Annotated in this window: 16 protein-coding genes; 3 read left to right on the plus strand and 13 right to left on the minus strand. The window is 71.4% G+C overall.

From position 1 onward, the window contains the following. Nucleotides 1–279 precede the first annotated feature (279 nt). The 3 genes from KCH87_RS43175 to KCH87_RS43185 are packed head-to-tail and all read left to right on the plus strand — an operon-like array spanning nucleotide 280 to nucleotide 3,071. Nucleotides 280–1,128, plus strand: a complete 849-nt coding sequence (locus tag KCH87_RS43175) for a glycoside hydrolase family 16 protein (protein WP_210593425.1) — start codon at nucleotides 280–282, stop codon at nucleotides 1,126–1,128. A gap of 6 nt (nucleotides 1,129–1,134) precedes the next feature. Continuing rightward, the gene (locus KCH87_RS43180; RefSeq protein ID WP_210593426.1) at nucleotides 1,135–1,617 is read left to right on the plus strand and encodes a hypothetical protein; all 483 of its coding nucleotides are present in this window, start codon (nucleotides 1,135–1,137) and stop codon (nucleotides 1,615–1,617) included. A 5-nt stretch (nucleotides 1,618–1,622) separates the two neighbouring features. Beyond that, complete coding sequence (locus KCH87_RS43185) at nucleotides 1,623–3,071, plus strand: hypothetical protein (protein ID WP_210593427.1); 1,449 nt, start codon at nucleotides 1,623–1,625, stop codon at nucleotides 3,069–3,071. Here KCH87_RS43185 and KCH87_RS43190 read toward each other — a convergent pair. From KCH87_RS43190 to KCH87_RS43250, 13 genes are all read right to left on the minus strand, one after another. Next, a complete protein-coding gene (locus KCH87_RS43190; RefSeq protein WP_210593428.1) occupies nucleotides 3,061–4,050 on the minus strand; it encodes a sugar kinase in 990 nt (329 codons plus the stop codon). The genes KCH87_RS43185 and KCH87_RS43190 overlap by 11 nt on opposite strands. Beyond that, on the minus strand, nucleotides 4,047–4,940 hold the full coding sequence (locus KCH87_RS43195) for an SMP-30/gluconolactonase/LRE family protein (protein ID WP_210593429.1): 894 nt from the start codon (nucleotides 4,938–4,940) through the stop codon (nucleotides 4,047–4,049). Before KCH87_RS43195 ends, KCH87_RS43190 begins: the two co-directional genes overlap by 4 nt. Beyond that, nucleotides 4,937–5,569, minus strand: coding sequence for a bifunctional 4-hydroxy-2-oxoglutarate aldolase/2-dehydro-3-deoxy-phosphogluconate aldolase (locus KCH87_RS43200; protein WP_210593430.1), 633 nt, complete (start codon nucleotides 5,567–5,569; stop codon nucleotides 4,937–4,939). Before KCH87_RS43200 ends, KCH87_RS43195 begins: the two co-directional genes overlap by 4 nt. A gap of 13 nt (nucleotides 5,570–5,582) precedes the next feature. Then, nucleotides 5,583–6,413 (minus strand): hypothetical protein, encoded by an 831-nt coding sequence (locus tag KCH87_RS43205; protein WP_308299055.1) that lies wholly within the window; start codon nucleotides 6,411–6,413, stop codon nucleotides 5,583–5,585. Further along, entirely contained in the window at nucleotides 6,410–7,555 is a 1,146-nt protein-coding gene (dgoD, locus tag KCH87_RS43210; protein ID WP_210593431.1) for a galactonate dehydratase, read from the minus strand. The genes KCH87_RS43205 and dgoD overlap by 4 nt, the downstream gene beginning before the upstream one ends. Then, nucleotides 7,552–8,289, minus strand: coding sequence for a FadR/GntR family transcriptional regulator (locus tag KCH87_RS43215; RefSeq protein WP_210593432.1), 738 nt, complete (start codon nucleotides 8,287–8,289; stop codon nucleotides 7,552–7,554). The genes dgoD and KCH87_RS43215 overlap by 4 nt, the downstream gene beginning before the upstream one ends. Before the next feature lie 40 nt (nucleotides 8,290–8,329). Then, nucleotides 8,330–9,100: an SDR family NAD(P)-dependent oxidoreductase gene (locus KCH87_RS43220; protein ID WP_210593433.1), complete on the minus strand. Its 771-nt coding sequence runs from the start codon at nucleotides 9,098–9,100 to the stop codon at nucleotides 8,330–8,332. A gap of 73 nt (nucleotides 9,101–9,173) precedes the next feature. After that, complete coding sequence (locus KCH87_RS43225; protein ID WP_210593434.1) at nucleotides 9,174–11,264, minus strand: alpha-galactosidase; 2,091 nt, start codon at nucleotides 11,262–11,264, stop codon at nucleotides 9,174–9,176. Further along, complete coding sequence (locus KCH87_RS43230; RefSeq protein WP_210593435.1) at nucleotides 11,261–12,127, minus strand: carbohydrate ABC transporter permease; 867 nt, start codon at nucleotides 12,125–12,127, stop codon at nucleotides 11,261–11,263. Before KCH87_RS43230 ends, KCH87_RS43225 begins: the two co-directional genes overlap by 4 nt. After that, nucleotides 12,127–13,062, minus strand: coding sequence for a carbohydrate ABC transporter permease (locus tag KCH87_RS43235; RefSeq protein ID WP_210593436.1), 936 nt, complete (start codon nucleotides 13,060–13,062; stop codon nucleotides 12,127–12,129). The genes KCH87_RS43230 and KCH87_RS43235 overlap by 1 nt, the downstream gene beginning before the upstream one ends. Nucleotide 13,063: 1 nt before the next feature. Beyond that, nucleotides 13,064–14,350, minus strand: coding sequence for an ABC transporter substrate-binding protein (locus KCH87_RS43240; protein WP_210593437.1), 1,287 nt, complete (start codon nucleotides 14,348–14,350; stop codon nucleotides 13,064–13,066). A gap of 115 nt (nucleotides 14,351–14,465) precedes the next feature. Next, nucleotides 14,466–16,616: a glycoside hydrolase family 27 protein gene (locus KCH87_RS43245; RefSeq protein ID WP_308299056.1), complete on the minus strand. Its 2,151-nt coding sequence runs from the start codon at nucleotides 16,614–16,616 to the stop codon at nucleotides 14,466–14,468. Nucleotides 16,617–16,789: 173 nt separating this feature from the next. Further along, on the minus strand, nucleotides 16,790–17,629 hold the full coding sequence (locus tag KCH87_RS43250; protein WP_210593439.1) for a GntR family transcriptional regulator: 840 nt from the start codon (nucleotides 17,627–17,629) through the stop codon (nucleotides 16,790–16,792). Nucleotides 17,630–17,733: the final 104 nt, after the last annotated feature.

Consider the following 17,733-nt stretch of genomic DNA (forward strand, 5'->3'; position numbering starts at 1 on the left):
CGGCGGCCGCAATCGCACTTCCGCCGTATCGGCAGGCGCAGCACGGGAGTTCACTTGATCCTCACGTTTCCTCCCGGCCCCGATCCGTTCTCTTCGCACCTTCAGGTTGTTCAGCGCCGGGAGAGGACCTGCTGAACAACGGCGTACGGCGGTCGAATGGCCAAAGGGCGTGGCCACGACGGGCCACGGCGCGGTCCGAGCCCGGCAAGGGGGGAGGGCTTGGACCGCTCCCCTTTCCGCACCAGCACCCGCACCCACACAACAGGCTGAAGGGAAGCCATGTACGGACGACTTCGCGCCCGGCACCTCGCCGTCGGGCTCGGCGCGGCGGGACTCGCGGCGACGCTCACGGCGACCACCGTGAACGCCGTCCCCGCCGATCCGACGACCGCCGCCGAACGGTACGGCTGGGGCGACCCGTTGCCCGACTGGTCCGACGAGTTCGACTACGGCTCCGAGGCCGAACCCGCCGTACCGGACCGCGACAAGTGGCGCCTGGCGGGCGGCGAACCCGGCAAGTGCTGGCCGGGCCACAGCGGCAACGGCCGCCGCTGCGACGTCAACACCCAGGTCGTCGGCGACATGCTGCGCATGACCGGCGAGGCGAACGGCGACACCGGCTGGCTCGCCTCACAGTTCGGACAGCGGTACGGCCGGTGGGAGGCCCGCGTACGCTCCCGGGCCACCGCTGCCGACAACGGGCGGCAGTACCACCCGCTGCTGATCCTGTGGCCCGACTCGAACGAGCACCCTCAGGACGGCGAGTACGACTACCTGGAGAACGGCGCCCCGGGCGAGAGCTGCGCCGAGGCCTTCCTGCACTACCCGCACCCGGAAGGCGTGCCCGTGCAGCAGGAGTTCGCCCAGAAGTGCGGCGTGGACCTCTCCCGGTGGCACAACGTCGCCATCGAGTGGACCCCGGACCGGCTGCGCGGCTTCGTCGACGGCGAGGAGTGGTTCCGCTTCGCCGACGGCGCCAACGCGGACCGCGACTGCATCCAGTGCGCGCCGTCCATGCACCAGACCATCCAGCTCGACAACTTCCACGGCGACGACCTGCAGAGCGCTGTCTACGAAGTGGACTGGGCCCGGGTCTACGACCTGCCGGACAACGAAAGCGTGAGGTGATCCGTGATGCAGAGTTCTCCCTATCAACCCGAGCATGCCGGGGCGCCCGGGACGGTGCGCATGCCCGGTGCCCTCATCTTCGTTCTCGTGATCGTCGCCGCACACGCACTGGGCACGGTCATCGGCGGCTGGGCGGTCATCGACGAGAACCAGAACAAGCAGGAGCACGGTCAGGATCTGCTCATGCCGATGAGCATGGCTTGGTTGGTGGCGCTGTTCTGCTGGGGGCTGGCGGCGCTTCAGGTCGTGTGCGTCGTACTGGCTCGCAAGCGGCGCTCCTGGATCCGTGTGGTGCTCATCGTGTGCCTGTCGTTCTTGGCGCTGGGGACAGTCTTCGCCTTTCTCGGGTCGCTGGTCTCCGGGGCCCCCAGCCTCCCGGTGTTCGTGATCGCCTGCCTCGATCTGGCGGCCCTGTGGATGGTGAGCGGCGAGACGGGCCGCAACTACTTCTCGGCACGCAGTCCGGCGCCCACTTCGTTTCAGGGGTGACGGCCATGGACTCCTCGACGTACGAACACGCCCCCTATGGGCCGCCCGACGAGTCACCGCAGCCGCCCACGCCGCCCAGGATCCGGCCGCCGAGCGACCCCGTGGCCGCCGCACTCGGCAACGCCTCACTGTTCGGCATCGGCTATCTGCTGCTGGGGCACTGGAAGCTGGCCGTGTTCGCGGTGATCGGCACGGTCTGGCTCCTCAACGTCGCCGCCTCGACCGCCGACACCTGGGCGGAGATCCTGCTGCTCGCCTGGTGGGTGGCCGGTACCGCGCACGGCTGGTCCCTGGCACACGGGCGAGCAGAGCATGTCGTACGGCGCGGGCAGCGCGTCAGCACGCTCGCCGTCGTGGTCGCGGTGCTGCTGACGGCCGTGCTGCTGCGCGTCGACGCCCACGGCATCGAGGACCGCGTGAACGAGGCCCGCGAGCGCGGCGACTGCGAGGCGGCCGTGGCCGCGCAGGGCGAGGTGGGGTTCGGCCAGCGCGTGGCGGGCGCAACGGTGGTCGAACCCGGCAAGGCGGTGGTGGAGGCGTGCAACCAGCTGGAGCGCGCCGCCTCCAGGCTGACCGCCGGCCGGAGCGGGAGCATCGAGGACCTGGAGCGAGGCTTCGGAATCCTCGCGGGTGTTCTGAAGGAGCCGGGTAACGAGAAGACCGTCGAGACGGTCCTGGACACCTTCCTCGACGGCCTGCCCACCAATGACTCCTGCGACAACGCCGACATCACCGAATGGTTCCGCGACCGCGAGCCCACCCGCGACGTACTCGACCGTTCCGCCGACACCGCGGCGCGGATGGAACCCACCGCGTTGGCGGGATGCGGCGACGCTCTGATGGCCGAGGACGACTGGCAGGAGGCGCGGGCTCGCTACCAGCTCCTCCTCGACGAGTACCCGGGCGACTGGCACACCGGCAAGGCACGCGGCGGCATCCAGAAGGCCACCCTCGCCATCGAACTGGACAAGGTACGCGGTCTGGTCGAGGACACGTACGACGCGACGTCCGGCTACTGCGAGACGCCCGCCAGGTACAGCGGCGCCCCGCCGTACCGCAAGGGGTTCAACCGCGCGCTGTTCCTCGGCGACAGCGAGTACACCGGCAAGCTCCCCGGCGGCTGGCGCACCGGCGACCCGACCAAGGCATCGCTCGTGGTGTGCGCGGACACGGCGGAGAACGGAACCGCCGTCGAGACATGCCAATACGAGAACGACAAGTCCCCCTACTTCCCCTACTCGGTGACCTTCTACAAGGTCAAGATCCCGCTGAAGGTGTACGAGCTGCGCACCGGAAAGCGCGTCGACCCGCGCGAGGTGCAGATCAGCGGCGGAAGCTGCCCGAGCGTCCTGCGCTACGAGTACTACAGCATCGACGTCGGGCCGGGCGACGAGTTCGTCTCCACCGCCAAGTCCGACGTACGGGACGCGTTCTGGCCGGTCGTCAAACGGTGACCCCTGCCCTCTCCGCCCACTCCTGGGCGGAGAGGGCAAGAAGGCGCTCCGTCTCCTTCTCCTCGGGCAACGGGCCGTGATCCCCCGTCACTTCGAGGGCGGAGACCGCGGTGATGTGGCCCAGCCGCAGGGCGCGCTCCGTGGTCGCGCCCCGCAGGAGGCCGGTGAGGAAGCCGGCGGCGAAGGCGTCGCCGGCACCGACGGCCTCGACGACCGTCGTGCGCAGCGCAGGCACGGTGTACGTGGCCTCCTCGGTGAGGGCGGTCGCGGTGTTCGCGCCGTCCTTGACGACGACGATGCGCGGACGGGGAAACAGCGCCCGTATGCCGGCCGCCGTCAGGTCCTCGCCCCACAGTCCCTGTGCCTCGTCGAGGCCGACGAAGACGATGTCCGCCCGGTCGGCGAGTCGGAGCAGGACGCCCGGGGCCGTGCCGTCCGGCCACAGGGCGGGGCGGTGGTTGACGTCGAAGCTCACCGCGTACGGCCGTTCGTCTGCGGGCGTGGCCAGTGCCCGCTTGACCAGCTCGCGGCAGGACTCCGACAGGGCCGGGGTGATGCCGGTGAGGTGCATGAGCGAGGCCGTGCGCACGGCGGGACTGTCCAGCGCGTCGGGGCCGAGGGCCGAGGCGGCCGAGCCGGTCCGGTAGTAGTGGACGCGTGTCCCTGCGGGGCCCGGGTCCTTCACCAGCAGGCCGGTGGGGCGGTGCGGGTCGGTGCGTACGTGCGACACGTCCACTCCGGCGGCGGCGACCGTCGCTCGTACGCGCCGGCCCAACGGGTCGTCGCCGACGGCCGAGAGCCAGGTGGCGGAGATGCCATGGTCGGCCAGGTACATGGCGACGTTCGACTCGGCTCCCGCCACCGAGAGCCGCAGCTGCTCGGCGTTCTGGAGGGGACTCGGCGGATCGGGGGCCAGCGCCGCCATCGTTTCCCCGATGCAGACGACCGGGCCGGGGGCGGGCCGCCACGGGCGGGTCATGCCGGGTCCCCGGCGGACGGAGGAACCCGGGCGACATCCGGCCGCCAGGCGGGCGTCGGTGTGCCCGGCACGTCCACACGAGCGGTGAACAGGGCCCCGTCGTGGGGTCCGGGCGCGGCCAGACCCACGCGGGCGGTCGTGACATGCAGGACGTCGTGTTCGAGACACACACCGGCGGGCTGGTGCGCCGACAGCCGCAGGGTGCGCTCGGGCGTGCCGTCCGGCAGGTAGCGGCGCACGGTACCGGTACCCCAGACGGCGACCCACACGGCACCTTCGGCATCGACCACCATGCCGTCGGGACTGCCGTCGCGCACCGTCAAGAACTCCTCCGGTGTGCCGAGTTCGGCGGTCACCGGGTTCACGGGATAACGCCGGACGACGCCCCGACCGCTGTCGGCCAGGTACATGAGGGTGCCGTCAGGGGTGAACGCGGGTCCGTTGGGCACGGTGATGCCGTCCAGGACGCGGACGACCGTGCCGTCCCGGTCGACACGGTAGAGGGAGCCGGCGCCGTCGTCGGCGTCGTACGCCATGCTTCCGGCCCAGAACCGGCCGGACGGGTCGGCCACGCCGTCGTTCATGCGCATGCGTGGGCCGGCGTCGTCCTCCGGGCGTGCCAGCCAGCTGACCGTGCCGTCGGGGCGCAGCAGGCAGATGCCGGTACCCGCGGCCGCGATCCAGGTGCTCGACTGGCCCGCCACCGGTGCCACCGCGCCCAGGGGGACGGGGAGTTGGGCCACAGTGTGCAGCGGTGCCGTCGGATCGTCCGGCGCCGCGAGAAGGCGGCCGGCGAGGATGTCCACCAGTACGACACCGGAGCCGGTCCAGCGGATGCCCTCGCCGAGTTCCAGCCGGTCGGGGCGGATGGGGTGGAGCTCCGTGATCACGGACCTGCCTCCCGCACGATGCTGCGGAAGGCGCGGGCGCGGTCCCTGAGGGCGGTGAGGCTGCCGCCGTCCGCCGCGTCGCCGACGAGGGGGGAGCCGACGCCCACCGCGATCGCCCCCGCCGCGAGGCAGGCGCGGGCGACGGCTTCGTCGACTCCGCCCACCGGTACGAACGGTGCGTCGGGGAACGGACCGCGCAGGGCCCTCAAGTACGCCGCTCCCCCGGCCTGCGCGATCGGGAAGACCTTCAGCGCGGCAGCGCCGAGAGCCTGTGCGGCGATGATCTCCGTCGGGGTCATCACGCCGGCGAGGACGGGCAGACCCAGCTCGCGTGCCGCGGCGACGCCCTCCCCGAGGCCGGGGGTGACCGCGAACGTGGCGCCGGCGTTGTGGGCGGCGCGGGCGTCGTCTGCGGTCAGGACCGTGCCTGCGCCCAGGGGCAGGTCCGGTCCGAGGGCACTGCGGGCGCCCTCGATGACGGTCAGGGCGTCGGCGCCGCTGAGCGACACCTCGATCAGTTCGACGCCCTCTTCCGCCAGGACGAGCACGGTGCGCAACGCGGCGTCGGCGTCCTTTCCGCGTACGACGGCGACCAGCCGGTGGGCCGCCAGGGCAGCTGCGAGATCCACGAACAAGGCTCCTTTACGCGTGAGTTGAGCGGCAGCGGCAGGCCGCGGTGAGGGTGAGCCGCCAGCGGACCTCGCCCGACTCCGGTACCCGGGCGGCGTCGTCGGGGCCGGCGTCGGTGAGGTCGAAGACACGGCCGAGCATCGGCTCGACTCCCGTACTCCGATAGGGCTGCGCTGCGGGAAAGCCGCCGAGGTTGCGCCACAGGGCGGTCGACACGGGCTGCCCGTCCGCCTGCACTTCCAGGGCCAGCCGGTCGGCGCCGTCGTGGACGCAGCACTGCGCGGTGTCCACGACGGCCCCGACCGCGGTGCCGTCGTCGGGGCCGAGCCGGTCCAGGGGCAGTCCGTGCGGTGCGGGCCAATGGCCCGTGACCCACGGTGCGCCGACGGGCCAGTCCTGCTTCAGGAGTGGGGCGGCCTCCGGGTAGAGGCGGGTCGTTGCGCCGGAGCGCATGGCGAGCGTGGCGTCCTGAGAGAGGTCCAGCAGCGCGTGTGCCGCCCAGATGAAGCGGAAGCCGGGGGCGGCGGTCAGGACGTAGTCGGCCTCGGCGCCGTCCGTCGTACCGCGGATGGTGCGCCTCAGCGTGAACGTGCCGCACCGTACGCGTTCGGTGTCCCCGTCCCGCGTCCACGCGCGGGACCAGGCGGCTCCGTGGTCGGGGTGGCCGCGGACGGTGGGGATGCACTCCTCCAGCCCGCCCGCGTCCACGAACGGGTCGCCCGGTGCGGCCTTGTCCCGTTCCGGCGCCGGGCGGTGCCAGAGCCATTCGCGGCCGGGTGAGCGCAGGGAGGTCCAACGGCCGCCGTGCGTGGGGTCGGTGACGATGTCCAGCACCGCCGTCACCACTCCGCGAAGGAGCCGTCGGGGTGGCGCCAGACGGGGTTGCGCCAGGCGTGCCCGCTGCGGTCGGCCGCGCGTACGGCGGCCTCGTCGACGGTGATGCCCAGGCCGGGGGCGTCGCCCAGGGGTGCGTGGCCGTCCACGAACCGGAACGGAGCGGGGTCGGTGACGTAGGAAAGCAGGTCGGCGTCCTTGTTGTAGTGGATGCCGCGGCTCTGTTCCTGGATCAGGAAGTTGGGGGTGGCGAACGCGATCTGAAGGCTGGCGGCGAGCGCGATCGGGCCGAGCGGGCAGTGCGGGGCGAGCAGCGCGCCGTAGGTGTCGGCGAGGGAGGCGATGCGGTGCACCTCGGTGATACCGCCGGCGTGGGACAGGTCGGGTTGCGCGACGGCGATGCCGGCGGTGAGCGCGGGCAGGAACTCGCTGCGCGAATAGAGGCGTTCGCCGGTGGCCAGGGGTACCGGGCTCGCCGCGACCAGCCCGGGCAGCAGGTGGCCCTGTTCGGGGACGACGGGTTCTTCCACGAACAGCGGGTGCAGCGGGGCGAGTTCGGCCAGGACACGGCGGGCGCTGGCGGCGGTGAAGCGGCCGTGGAAGTCGACGGCGACATCGCGGTGCGGGCCGAGGATGTCGCGGGCGGCGGCCACGCGGGCGATGACGGCCGCCGTCTCGGCCGCGGTGGCGACCGGGGAGGTGGCGCCGGCGCCGTTCATCTTCACCGCGGTGAAGCCGGCCTCCACCTGGGCGGCTATCTGCTCGGAGAGCTCGGCGGGTTCGTCGCCGCCGACCCAGGCGTACACGCGGACGCGGTCGCGCACGGGGCCGCCCAGCAGGGCGTGCACCGGGGCGCCGTAGGTCTTGCCGGCGATGTCCCACAGGGCCTGGTCGAGGCCCGCCACGGCGCTGGAGAGGACGGGGCCGCCCCGGTAGAAGCCGCCCTTGGTGAGCACCTGCCAGTGGTCCTGGATGCGCAGCGGGTCCTGGCCGACGAGGTATTCGGCGAGCACGTCGACGGCGGTGCGGACGATCTCGGCGCGGCCCTCGACGACGGGTTCGCCCCAGCCGACCACGCCGTCATCGGTCTCGATCCGGCAGAACAGCCAGCGTGGCGGGACGAGGAAGGTTTCTATACGAGTGATCTTCACTTGCCGCCGGAGCCTTTCGTGTCGTCGGGTCCGTCGACCCGGTCCAGATCGCGGCCGGCCTGGTCGAGCAGGGCCCGCATCGCCTTTTCCGCGGCGCGTGGATCCTGGTCGCGTACGGCGTCCAGAACGGCCCGGTGGGCAGGTACGGGGTCCTGGCTGTGCGGGTGGCTGTGCACGATGCGGTCGCGGTGGGCGAGGCCCGGTTCGATGACCATCTCCATGCGTTCGAGGAGTTCGTTGTGGGTGGCGGCGAGCAGTGCGCGGTGGAAGGCGAGGTCGGCGTCCACGGCGTCGGCCGGGTCGGCGCCCGGTCCGCCCATCGCGTCCAGGGCGGCCTCCAGGGCCACCAGGTCGACGTCGGTGCGGCGCTCGGCGGCCAGGCGCACGGCGGCCGGTTCGATGATGGCGCGAACCTCGGCGAGGTTGCCCAGCAGCGTCCGGTCCGCGTCGGTGGTCGGGTCGCCCTCGAACTGCCAGCGCAGCACGTCGGCGTCGAGCAGGTTCCAGTCGGCGCGGGCCCGGACGAAGGTGCCGCGCTTCTGGCGGGCGTCGACCATCCCCTTGGCGGCGAGCACCTTGAGGGACTCGCGCAGGGCGGTGAGACTGACGTCCAACTCGCTCTGGAGCGCCACCAGATCGAGCGTGGCTCCCTCGGGGATACGACCGCCCAGGATGCGGCGGGCGAGGGCTTCCACGGTCTGGCCGTGTACGCCGCGGCGGGCGTAGGGCGTCATGTCGTACAGCCTTTCTGCTTCGGGGTGGGCACGGCGGTCGTCATGCGGAGGCCTTCACGACGCTCCAGCCCCCGTCCACGACGAGGCTCGTCCCGGTGATGAAGGACGCTTCGTCCGCGCTCAGGAAGGCGATGGCCGCGGCCACTTCCGCGGGGGTGCCGAAGCGGCGGGCCGCCGTCTCGGCGACGCTGCGCTCCCGTTCGTCCGTCGGCACCCGGTCCCAGGCCCCGGTGAGGACCGGTCCCGGCAGGACTGTGTTGACGCGGACCTCCGGCCCGTACTCGACGGCGAGTTGACCGCACAACGACAGCAGGGCGCCCTTGGAGGCGGCATACGCGGGGTGTCCGGGGATGCCCTTGTGGGCGTGGACGGACGAGGTGAGGACGACCGCCCCTCGGCGGGTGCGCAGGTCGTCAAGGACCGCCCGGAAGCCGAGGAAGGCGGCGGTGAGGTTGACGGCGAGCTGCCGCTGCCAGGAGTCGAGGGACAGTTCGTGGGCGGGGGCGACATCGACGGTGAAGGCGTTGCTGACCAGCACGTCGACGGGTCCGTGGGCGTGGGCGGCGGCCACGATCCGCTGCCAGTCGTCCTCCGCGGAGACGTCCGCGGCGACGAAGCGGGCCCGGCCACCGTCCTTCGTGATCCGCTCGGCGAGAGCCGCGCCGGCTTCCTCGGCGATGTCGGCGAGCACGACGGCGGCTCCCTCCTCGGCGAGGCGTTCGGCGGTGGCCGCTCCGATGCCGGACGCGGCGCCGGTGACCACGGCCGTGCGGCCGGTGAAACGGGCACCGCTGCGGCGTGACTGGTCCATCGTGGAATCGGCTCCTTTGCGTGCGTGGTCCGCGGGCGGACGGACATGGGCTGAACATATGACGTTCGTGGTGCTACTGACGTGTCAGTACCACCAGTTCGGCGTCATGATCGGCTCTCCAGGCGAAAGGCAGCCCGTAGTGGAGCAGATGGGCGCCCGTGTAGGCGGTCGTGGTGGCGAGGTCGCGGTACGTGGCGGCCGGGTCGAGGCCGCGCAGCAGCAGTCGGGAGGGGCGGCCGGGCACGAGGGGGGCTCCGGTCAGGCGGCCGGTACCGAGGGCGGCCACGACGGTGCGGCGTCCGTCCGGTGCGTCGTACTGCACTCCGCAGGTGGCGTCCCGCGGGCTGCCCAGAAGGCGGGCCTCACCATGGTGGATGACGTCGCGCACGTCCTTGTAGCGGGCGATCCACCCGGCGGCCTCGGCGCGCTGGTCCAGGGTCCAGGCGCGCAGGTCGGCGCCGACTCCGAGGACGCCGCACATGGCGGTGACGAAGCGGAAGGCGAGGCTGCGCGGGCGCGGGTCGAACACGCCCGGGGCGTCGGTGACCCAGGAGCTCATCACGTGCGGCGCGTGGGCGTGCAGGAAGCCGTACTGGACGTTCAGCCGGTCCAGGGGCGCCGTGTTGTCGCTCGGCCATACGACGTCGGTGCGGGCGAGGGTCGCATGCTCGATACGGCCGCCGCCGCCCGCGCAGCCCTCGATCGTGACGTGCGGGTGGGCCGAGCGCAGATGGTCCAGGACGCGCAGATAGCCGTGGACGTGCTCGGCGTCCAGGTCGAGGCGGTCTGCGGGCCCGGCGCCCGGACGGCCGCGTTCGGTGGGCGGGCGGTTCATGTCCCACTTGAGGTAGTCGATGTCGTAGCCGGTCAGCAGCCGGTCGAGGGTCGCGAGGACGAATTCCTGGACGTCGGGGCGGCCCAGGTCGAGCAGCAGCTGGTTGCGCACCAGACGCGCCGGACGGTCGTCGATCCGGTAGGCCCATTCAGGGTGTTCGGCATACAGAAGGCTGCCGGGGCTGACGGCTTCGGGCTCGATCCACAGGCCGAAGTCGAGGCCCAGTGCGCGGACGTCGTCGACGAACCGTGCGAAGCCCTGCGGGAACGCCGCCGGGTCTGGGTACCAGTCGCCCAGTCCCCCGGTGTCGTCGGTGCGGCCGGTGAACCATCCGTCGTCGACGACGAACAACTCGGCCCCGATGTCCGCGGCCGCCTTCGCCAGCTCCAGTTGCTGCTCGGCGTCGACGTCGAAGCCGGTGGCCTCCCAGGAGTTGTAGAGGACCTTGCGGGTGCGCTGGAGGCGGTCCCCGGCGAGATGGCGTTCGTAGCGGTGCCAGACGCGGGACAGTCCGTCGAGTCCGTCCGGGCTGAACGCGCAGGCGAGGCGGGGCGTGGTGAGGGTGTCGCCGGGTGCCAGGAACACCGCTCCCTCGTGCGGCACCCGCCCGGCGCGCACCCGGACCGCTCCGCCCGGTTCGGCTTCCGCGGTGATGTGCCAGTTGCCGGGCCACTCCAGGGCCACACCGTAGGCGGGGGCGTCGTCCGTCGTGAGGTCCTGTACGGCGAGCCACGGCGCGTACGCGTGACCGGGCGCGCCCTGGGTGCTGCCGATGCCGAACGTGCCGCGGTGCAGGTCGAGTTGGGTGCGCTGGAATTCCTGCGACCACTGACCGGCGAGGTACGTCAGCCGGGCCCCGGCGGTGACGGGGACGTTCACGGCGGCCGAGTCGAGCCGGTCCAGGCGCAGCTCCTCGCTTCCCGTGCAGGTGAGTTCGGTCCAGCGGTGCAGGACGTCGGTGCCCGGCACGGTGGCGTAGCACAGGACGGTGCGCAGGCCGAGGATGTCGTCGGTGAAGGTCAGCCGGAGGCTGTGCTCGTCGCCCTCCGCTCCCCCGAACGTCCACCACACGCCCCGTTCATGGCCCGGGCGGCTCGCGACGAGGTCGGCTCCGTTGAACGGCCGTATCCCGTGGGGCAGGTACTCGGCGGGAGCGGCGTCGGCGCGCGTGATGAAGTGGGTGCGGTGGGACCAGTCCAGTGCCGAAGGACCGGTCTCCACGCCGTGCGGTCCCCATGCGTCGAGTTCGGCCCAGGGGCCGTCCGGGGACAGCCGGACCGTGTAGCCGGTGTGCTCGGTGCGCAGGGTCCAGCGCTGGTACGACGTCACTTCACTGCTCCGAGATTCAGGCCGGCCACGAAGTGGCGCTGGAAGCGGAGGAAGACGGCCACGGTGGGGGCGGCGGCGATGACGGAGCCGGCGGCGATCACGTTCCACATCGACACGTACTGCCCCTGGAGTCCGATGAGCGCGGCGGTGATCGGCATCTTGGTGTCGCTGCGCAGCACGGTGATCGCCCACAGCAGGTCGTTGAAGATCCAGGTGAACGACAGTGCGCTGAGCGCGGCGAGGGCGGGCCGGGTGAGCGGGAGGACGATCCGCCAGAAGATCTGCCAGGGGCCCGCACCGTCGACGACCGCCGCCTGCTGGATCTCGGTGGGGATGGAGCGCATGAAGCCGTGCAGGACGAAGACGTAGAAGCCGACGCCGAAGCCGATCTGCACGCCGATGAGGGCGGGCAGGGTGTCGTAGACGCCCATCAGCTCGCTGAGTTTGGACACCGGGATGAGCAGGATCTGCGGCGGAAGCAGGTTGCCGCCGAGCATGAGCAGCAGCAGGGACCGGCGAAGCGGCATCTCGTAGCGGCTGAGGGCGAACGCGGCCATGGCGGCCAGCGCCAGCGTCACCAGCACGCACGGGACGGTGACGAGCAGGCTGTTGATCAGGGCGCGCTGCTGGCCTCCGTCGACCCAGGCCTGGCCGAAGTTGTCGAGGGTGAAGGAGCGGGGCCAACTGCCCAGGCCATGGGCGGCGATGTCGTTGAAGGACCGCAGGCTGGTCACGACCACCAGGGCGATGGGCAGCAGCCACAGCAGTGAGAGGGCGCCGGCCCCGAGGTGGAATCCTGCGGTGGCGGCACGGCGGCGGCGCAGCGCGGCGGAGTTACTGGCGGAGTTGCTGGCGGTCGTCATCAGTCGGCCTCCCGGAAGGCGCGCACGAGGTAGGAGGCGATGACGCCGAACGCCAGGACGAAGATGACGACGGCCAGTGCGGAGCCGTATCCCAGCCGCAGGGACTGGAAGGCGGTCGAGTACATGTAGGTGCTCAGCAGTTCGGACGAGTGGTAGGGGCCGCCGCGGGTGAGTGACCAGACGACGTCGAAGGAGCGCAGCGAGTCGATGATGATGACGGACAGCACGACCGCGTTGACACTGCGCAGCTGAGGCAGGGTCACATGGCGGAAGCGCTGCCAGGCTCCGGCGCCGTCGACCTTGGCAGCCTCGTACAGGGCGGGATCGATGCCCTTGAGGCCTGCGAGGTAGAGGACCATGACGTAGCCGATCTGCCGCCACAGCGCGGGCACGATCACCGCGTACAGGGCGGTGTCCTGGTCGGCGAGCCAGGCGTGGCGCAGGCTGCCGAGGCCGACCGCCTCCAGGAGTTGGTTGAGGACGCCGTCGGGCTGGTAGATGGCCTGCCAGACGAGGGCGGTGGCGACCAGGGAGAAGACGACGGGCAGGAAGAGCGCGGCGCGGTAGAAGCCGACGCCGCGGCGCTCCTGCTGGAGCAGCAGCGCGGTGGCCAGGCCGAGGAGGGCGGACAGGCCGCCGAACAGCACCAGCCACAGGACGGTGTGGCCGGCCGAGCTGCGGAAGACGTCGTCGCTCGCCATCTCCCGGAAGTTGTCCAGGCCGACGAACTTCGGCGGCGAGACGCCGTCCCAGTCGGTGAGCGAGAGGTAGAAGCCCTGTAGCGCGGGCCAGAACACCCACAGCGCCTCGGCGAGCAGCGGGACCAGGACGAAGGCGAGGACAAGCGGTGGGGTGCGCCGGGGACCCCGGCCCCGGCCGCCACGGGACGGCGCCGGGACCGGGGACTTGCGGTGGGGGGCGGTCAGGACGGCCATGTCAGGCCTTCCAGATCTTCTCTGCGTCGCGCTGCCAGTCGGTGAGGATGCTCCCGATCTCCTTGGGCTTGGCGATGAACTTGGTCAGCGCTGTGTCGGCGGCGGGCTGCATGGCGTCGCTGGAGTCGCGGTTGAAGAACTGGGTGATCTCGGCCGCCTCCTCGATGTGCCTGCGGCCCTTCTGCACCAGCGGTGTGCCGGCGTCCTTCGCGTCGGGGTGGCAGGGCAGGGCCGTACCGGACGATCCCTTGATGTAGATCTCCTGCGCCTCGGCCGTGGCGAGGTAGCGCATCAGGTCGGCCACCCCGTCGCGGCGCCCGGTGCGGGCGCTGGCGAAGTAGCCGTCCGTGGGGGCTTCCTCGGCGAGCGGGACTTTCGCGTCGATGACGGGGAAGCGGAAGAAGTCGATGTCGTCGAGGGCGTCCTTGGGTGCCGCGTCGGCGAAGAAGGTGCCGATCAGCATCATGCCGCTGCGGCCGTTGAGCAGGGCGGTGGTGGCGTCCTGGAAGGCGACGGCGGTGCCGTCCGGGTCGAAGTACGGCAGCACTTCCTGCCAGCGGTCGAAGACCTTGCGTACTTCGGGGTCGTCGAATCGGTGCTGTCCCGCGAGGAGTTGGCGGTGGTAGGGGGCTCCGTTGATGCGGATGTTCAGGTAGTCGAACCAGGCGGAGGCCACCCAGGCCGTGCCGCCGCCGGCGCCCAGCCCGATCGGCGCGACGTTCTTGCTCTTGAGTTTGTCGCACAGGTCGAGGAAGTCGTCCCAGCTCTTGGGTTCGCTCACGCCCCACTTGGCGAAGTTGGACTTCCGGTAGAACATGCCCCACCAGTAGTAGGTGGTGGGGACGAACACCTTCTTGCCGGAGCTCGCGGTGCACAGGGAGTTCAGCGCCTTGGAGTAGCGCTTGAGGTCGGGCGAGTCCCAGACGTCGTCGAGGTCGAGCAGCAGGTCCTTCTTCGCGTAGGCCTCCGCCACGGAGCCGGGGTACCAGGTGTACACGTCCGGCGGGTTGGCGGAGGTCAGATACGTCGGCAGCTGGGTGCGGTAGGTCTCCGCGGCGACCGTGTTGAGGCTGACCTCTCCGGAGTCCTTCTTGCCGTAGGCGGCGACCATGTCCTCCATCGCCGCCTTGGCCTGCGGGGCGGAGAGGTTGGACTGGAGAGTGACCGCGCCCTTGGAGGAGTTCTTCGAAGAGGAGGTGGAGGTGACACAGCCGCTGAGCAGCGCCGCCGTCCCGGCGGCGCCGAGTCCGGCGAGAACGCGCCGTCGGCTGGGCTGATGGTTCGTCATGGGTGGCTCCCTGTGGATCCGCGCGGCGGGGCCGGCCCTCCTGACGGCCGGGGCCCCGCTCGCGGCGGATCCAGGTTCGCGTGGCGTTCCCACCACGTCAAGATTAATTACTAATTTATTTGAACTGGGTCCGGTGGATGCTTCCGTCGACTCCGCGGAACACGGCGTCGACCGCACCGTCCGGCCCCGCAACCGCCCCGAGCGCGCCCTCGAAGGCGGCGCCGGGAAACTCCTGTCGCTTGGTCCAGCCCTGCCACGCGCCGGAGGCGTACCGCTGCTGCCAGAGCGTGTAGTCGCCCGCCCGCGTGTACAGCACCACGGCGTCTCCCACGGCGACGAGCGTCGGGCTGCCGCTCACGGTCCCGCCGAGCGAGGCCCATGCCGACCACTCCCCCGACGCGGCCCGGGACCGTGTCCACACGTCGTCCGCCGCAGTGCGGACGGCGACATGGACGCGCCCCTCGGAGTCGACGACGGCGGACGGTCTGCCGTAGGTCGCACGGTCGCCGGGCGAACCGAGCGACGACCAGCCGGACGACGGTCCCCGCTGCACGATCCGCCCGTCGGCGCCGCGCGCGACGAGGGTCCAGTGCGCGGGGTCGGAGAACGCGACGGACGGCGCGTCGGTCAACTGCCCGCCCAGGCTCTGCCAGTCGCCCCAGCGCCCCTCGGCGAAGACCCGCCGGTACGCGCGGGAGTCGGCACCGCGCACGAAGACGTCGATCCGGCCGCCGGCGGAGGCGTAGGCGGCGGGCTGGCCGAGGATCTTCCCCCTGGCCGGGCCCCCGAGGTCCTTCGTACGGGACGTGCCGTCGCCGTCCGCGGCCGCCCGGTGCTGGACGAGGCTTCCGCGGGGTCCGCGGAAGAAGGTCGTCAGCGCGGAGCCGTCGCGCACCACGGCCGGGCTCGCTGTGGCGTTCTGGCCCAGGCTCGTGCCGGGCAGCGCGTCCTCACCGCTGAGCTTCAGGAACGCGGTGCCGTGCGCGGGGACCTCGACGGTGTACGAGCCGGTGTGCGTGCCGCGATCGGTACGCGCCCGCAGGTCGCGCACCGTGACCGCGCCGCCGAGCGCCACGTCCGAGAAGTTCACGGTGCGTTCGACCGGCTGGTCGGAGCGGTTGAGCAGAACGACCGCGCGCCGGCCCTGACCCGCGAGCACCTTGCTGTAGACGTCTCCGGCGGAGTCGCTCGCCACCCGTACGCCCTGGACGCCGAGCGGGTCCTGGTCGACGGCGATGATCTCGGGGTTGCGCAGCGTCTTGATCATCGACGCGGACAGGGTGCGGGGGTCGGAGCCGAGGACGAGAGGTGAGGCCATCTCGGCCCACATCACGAACTGGGTGGTGGACTCCTCCTCGGTCAGCTCCAGGGAGCCGTCGGCCATCCGGCGCGTCGGGATGAGGTAGTCGGGGTCGTTGTAGTGGCCGGGCCCCTGCGCCTCGGGATGCCAGGCGTTGGCGTCCATGTTGCGCAGCACGTTGGGCCACTGACCCGGGCTCGGCGTCCCCCAGGCGATGTCCGTGCCGCTGCGCCAGGAGTCCGCGATCGTCGGCGCGTAGGCGTAGGTGTTGTGCGCGTCCTGTTCGGGTGTGTGCGGCACCCCCCAGTCGTCGGTGAGCGGGTTGCACAGATTGAGCAGCATCCTGCGCCCGGACTTGGCGACGGCGTCGCTGAACTCCTTGAACGCGGGCCCCGGATCGAGCTTCTCGGTGATACCGCAGAGGAAGTCGACCTTGATGGCGTCGATCTTCCAGCCGGCGAACTGCCGTGCGTCCTCGGTGTAGTGGCCGCGGCTGCCGAGCCCACAGGTCTTGCCGCCGTCGTAGGTGCCTGCGTCGGTGTAGATGCCGGCCCGCAGACCCCGCTTGTGCAGGTAGGAGACCAGGGCCGGGATACCGGAGGGGAAGCGGTCGGGGTGGGCCGCCAACCGCCCTTGTGCGTCACGGGGGTTGTCGGCCTGCCATCCGCCGTCCAGCCAGACGATGTCGTAGCCGCTGTCACGCAGACCGCTGCTGACGAGCCGGTCGGCGACCGCGCGGACCTCTTTCTCGGTCGGCGCGCCGAGCCCGTAGTAGGTGTTCCAGCCCATGTACGGCGTCGGCGCGAGGCCGCTGTCGTAGTACGCGGGCGCTCCCTGGTCCACGGCGGTGTCCGCGGTGGCGGCGGGGACGGCCGACGCGGTCAGGACCACGGCGATCGCGGCGGCGAGGGTGAGCCGAGCGGCCTGCCGGTGTCTGGTTCGTTGTGCGTGCGGGGTCGAAGTCACGTGCCTCTCCCGGAGGTTGGGAAGCATGAGGAGGTGACGCGGGCCGCGCGGGTGCCAGGGCCGACGGCGTCACGGCGACGACTGTGGCCCGTGGCCGAAACCCTGTCAATATTTATTACTAATTTAAAAAAACATGGACCGCGCAGGATGCCCCGCCGGGAAGCCGCAACGGCTCACGGTGCCGACTGGATGTCCCCGCGCGTGGAGGACTCGATGGTGTCGCGGTGGGCGAAGTCGCCCGGGGGGATGCCGGGGTGGTGCCCGAGCCGGGCCGGCGGGGCCGTGGCCGTGGGGCCGAGGGTGAGCCGGGAGACGATGCGGTAGCGGTCGCCGCGGTAGATCGAGTGGACGTATTCGACGGGCTGACCCGTGGTGTCCGAGGTGAGCCGCTCGAAGAGCAGCGCCGGGGACAGCTCGGGCACATCGAGCAGCTCGGCCTCGGCCTGGGTGACGACGGTCGGCTCGATCGCCTGGACGGCCTCCTGGACGTGCACGCCGTGCTGTTCGCGCAGGTGCTCGTACAGGTCGCCGGCCTCGAGTTCCTGGGCGGACAGGGTGGGGACCAGATCGGCCTTGATGTGCAGATGCTCGATGGCCATCGGGGCGCCGTCGACCAGGCGCAGCCGTGCCACGTACACGATCTCGGCGGCTGGTGAAAGGCGCAGCTTGCGGCCCACGCGGGCGCCCGCCGGGATGGTGGTGAACTCCAGCAGGCGGCTCGACCAGGTCCCCGCGGCCTGAGGCACCGTCATGGTCTGCTGACCGGAGACGAGTTCCTGGGTGATCTTCTCGGGTGCCACGAACATGCCGCGACCGTGTTCCCGTACCAGAAGACCCGCGGCGACGAGTTCGTCGACCGCCGCGCGCAGGGTCGGGCGGGAGACACCCAGCTGGGCACAGAGGGAGCGCTCGGAGGGGATCGCGTCCCCCGGCCGGCGCGACTCGACGAGGTCGAGGATGAAGTCGCGAACGCGCTCCCGTTTGAGCACCGCACCTGGTTCGTCGGCCTTCATGTTGCCCTCCCTCAGGCACGGAATCCCCAGTTGACCAGTTGACCAGTGGTTGCCCGAAAGTGCCCTCTTGGTCGGGGAGTGTAACCGCAGCCGCTCGATGATCG

The organism is Streptomyces sp. GESEQ-35, assembly GCF_017948485.1.
Classification (GTDB): Bacteria; Actinomycetota; Actinomycetes; order Streptomycetales; family Streptomycetaceae; genus Streptomyces.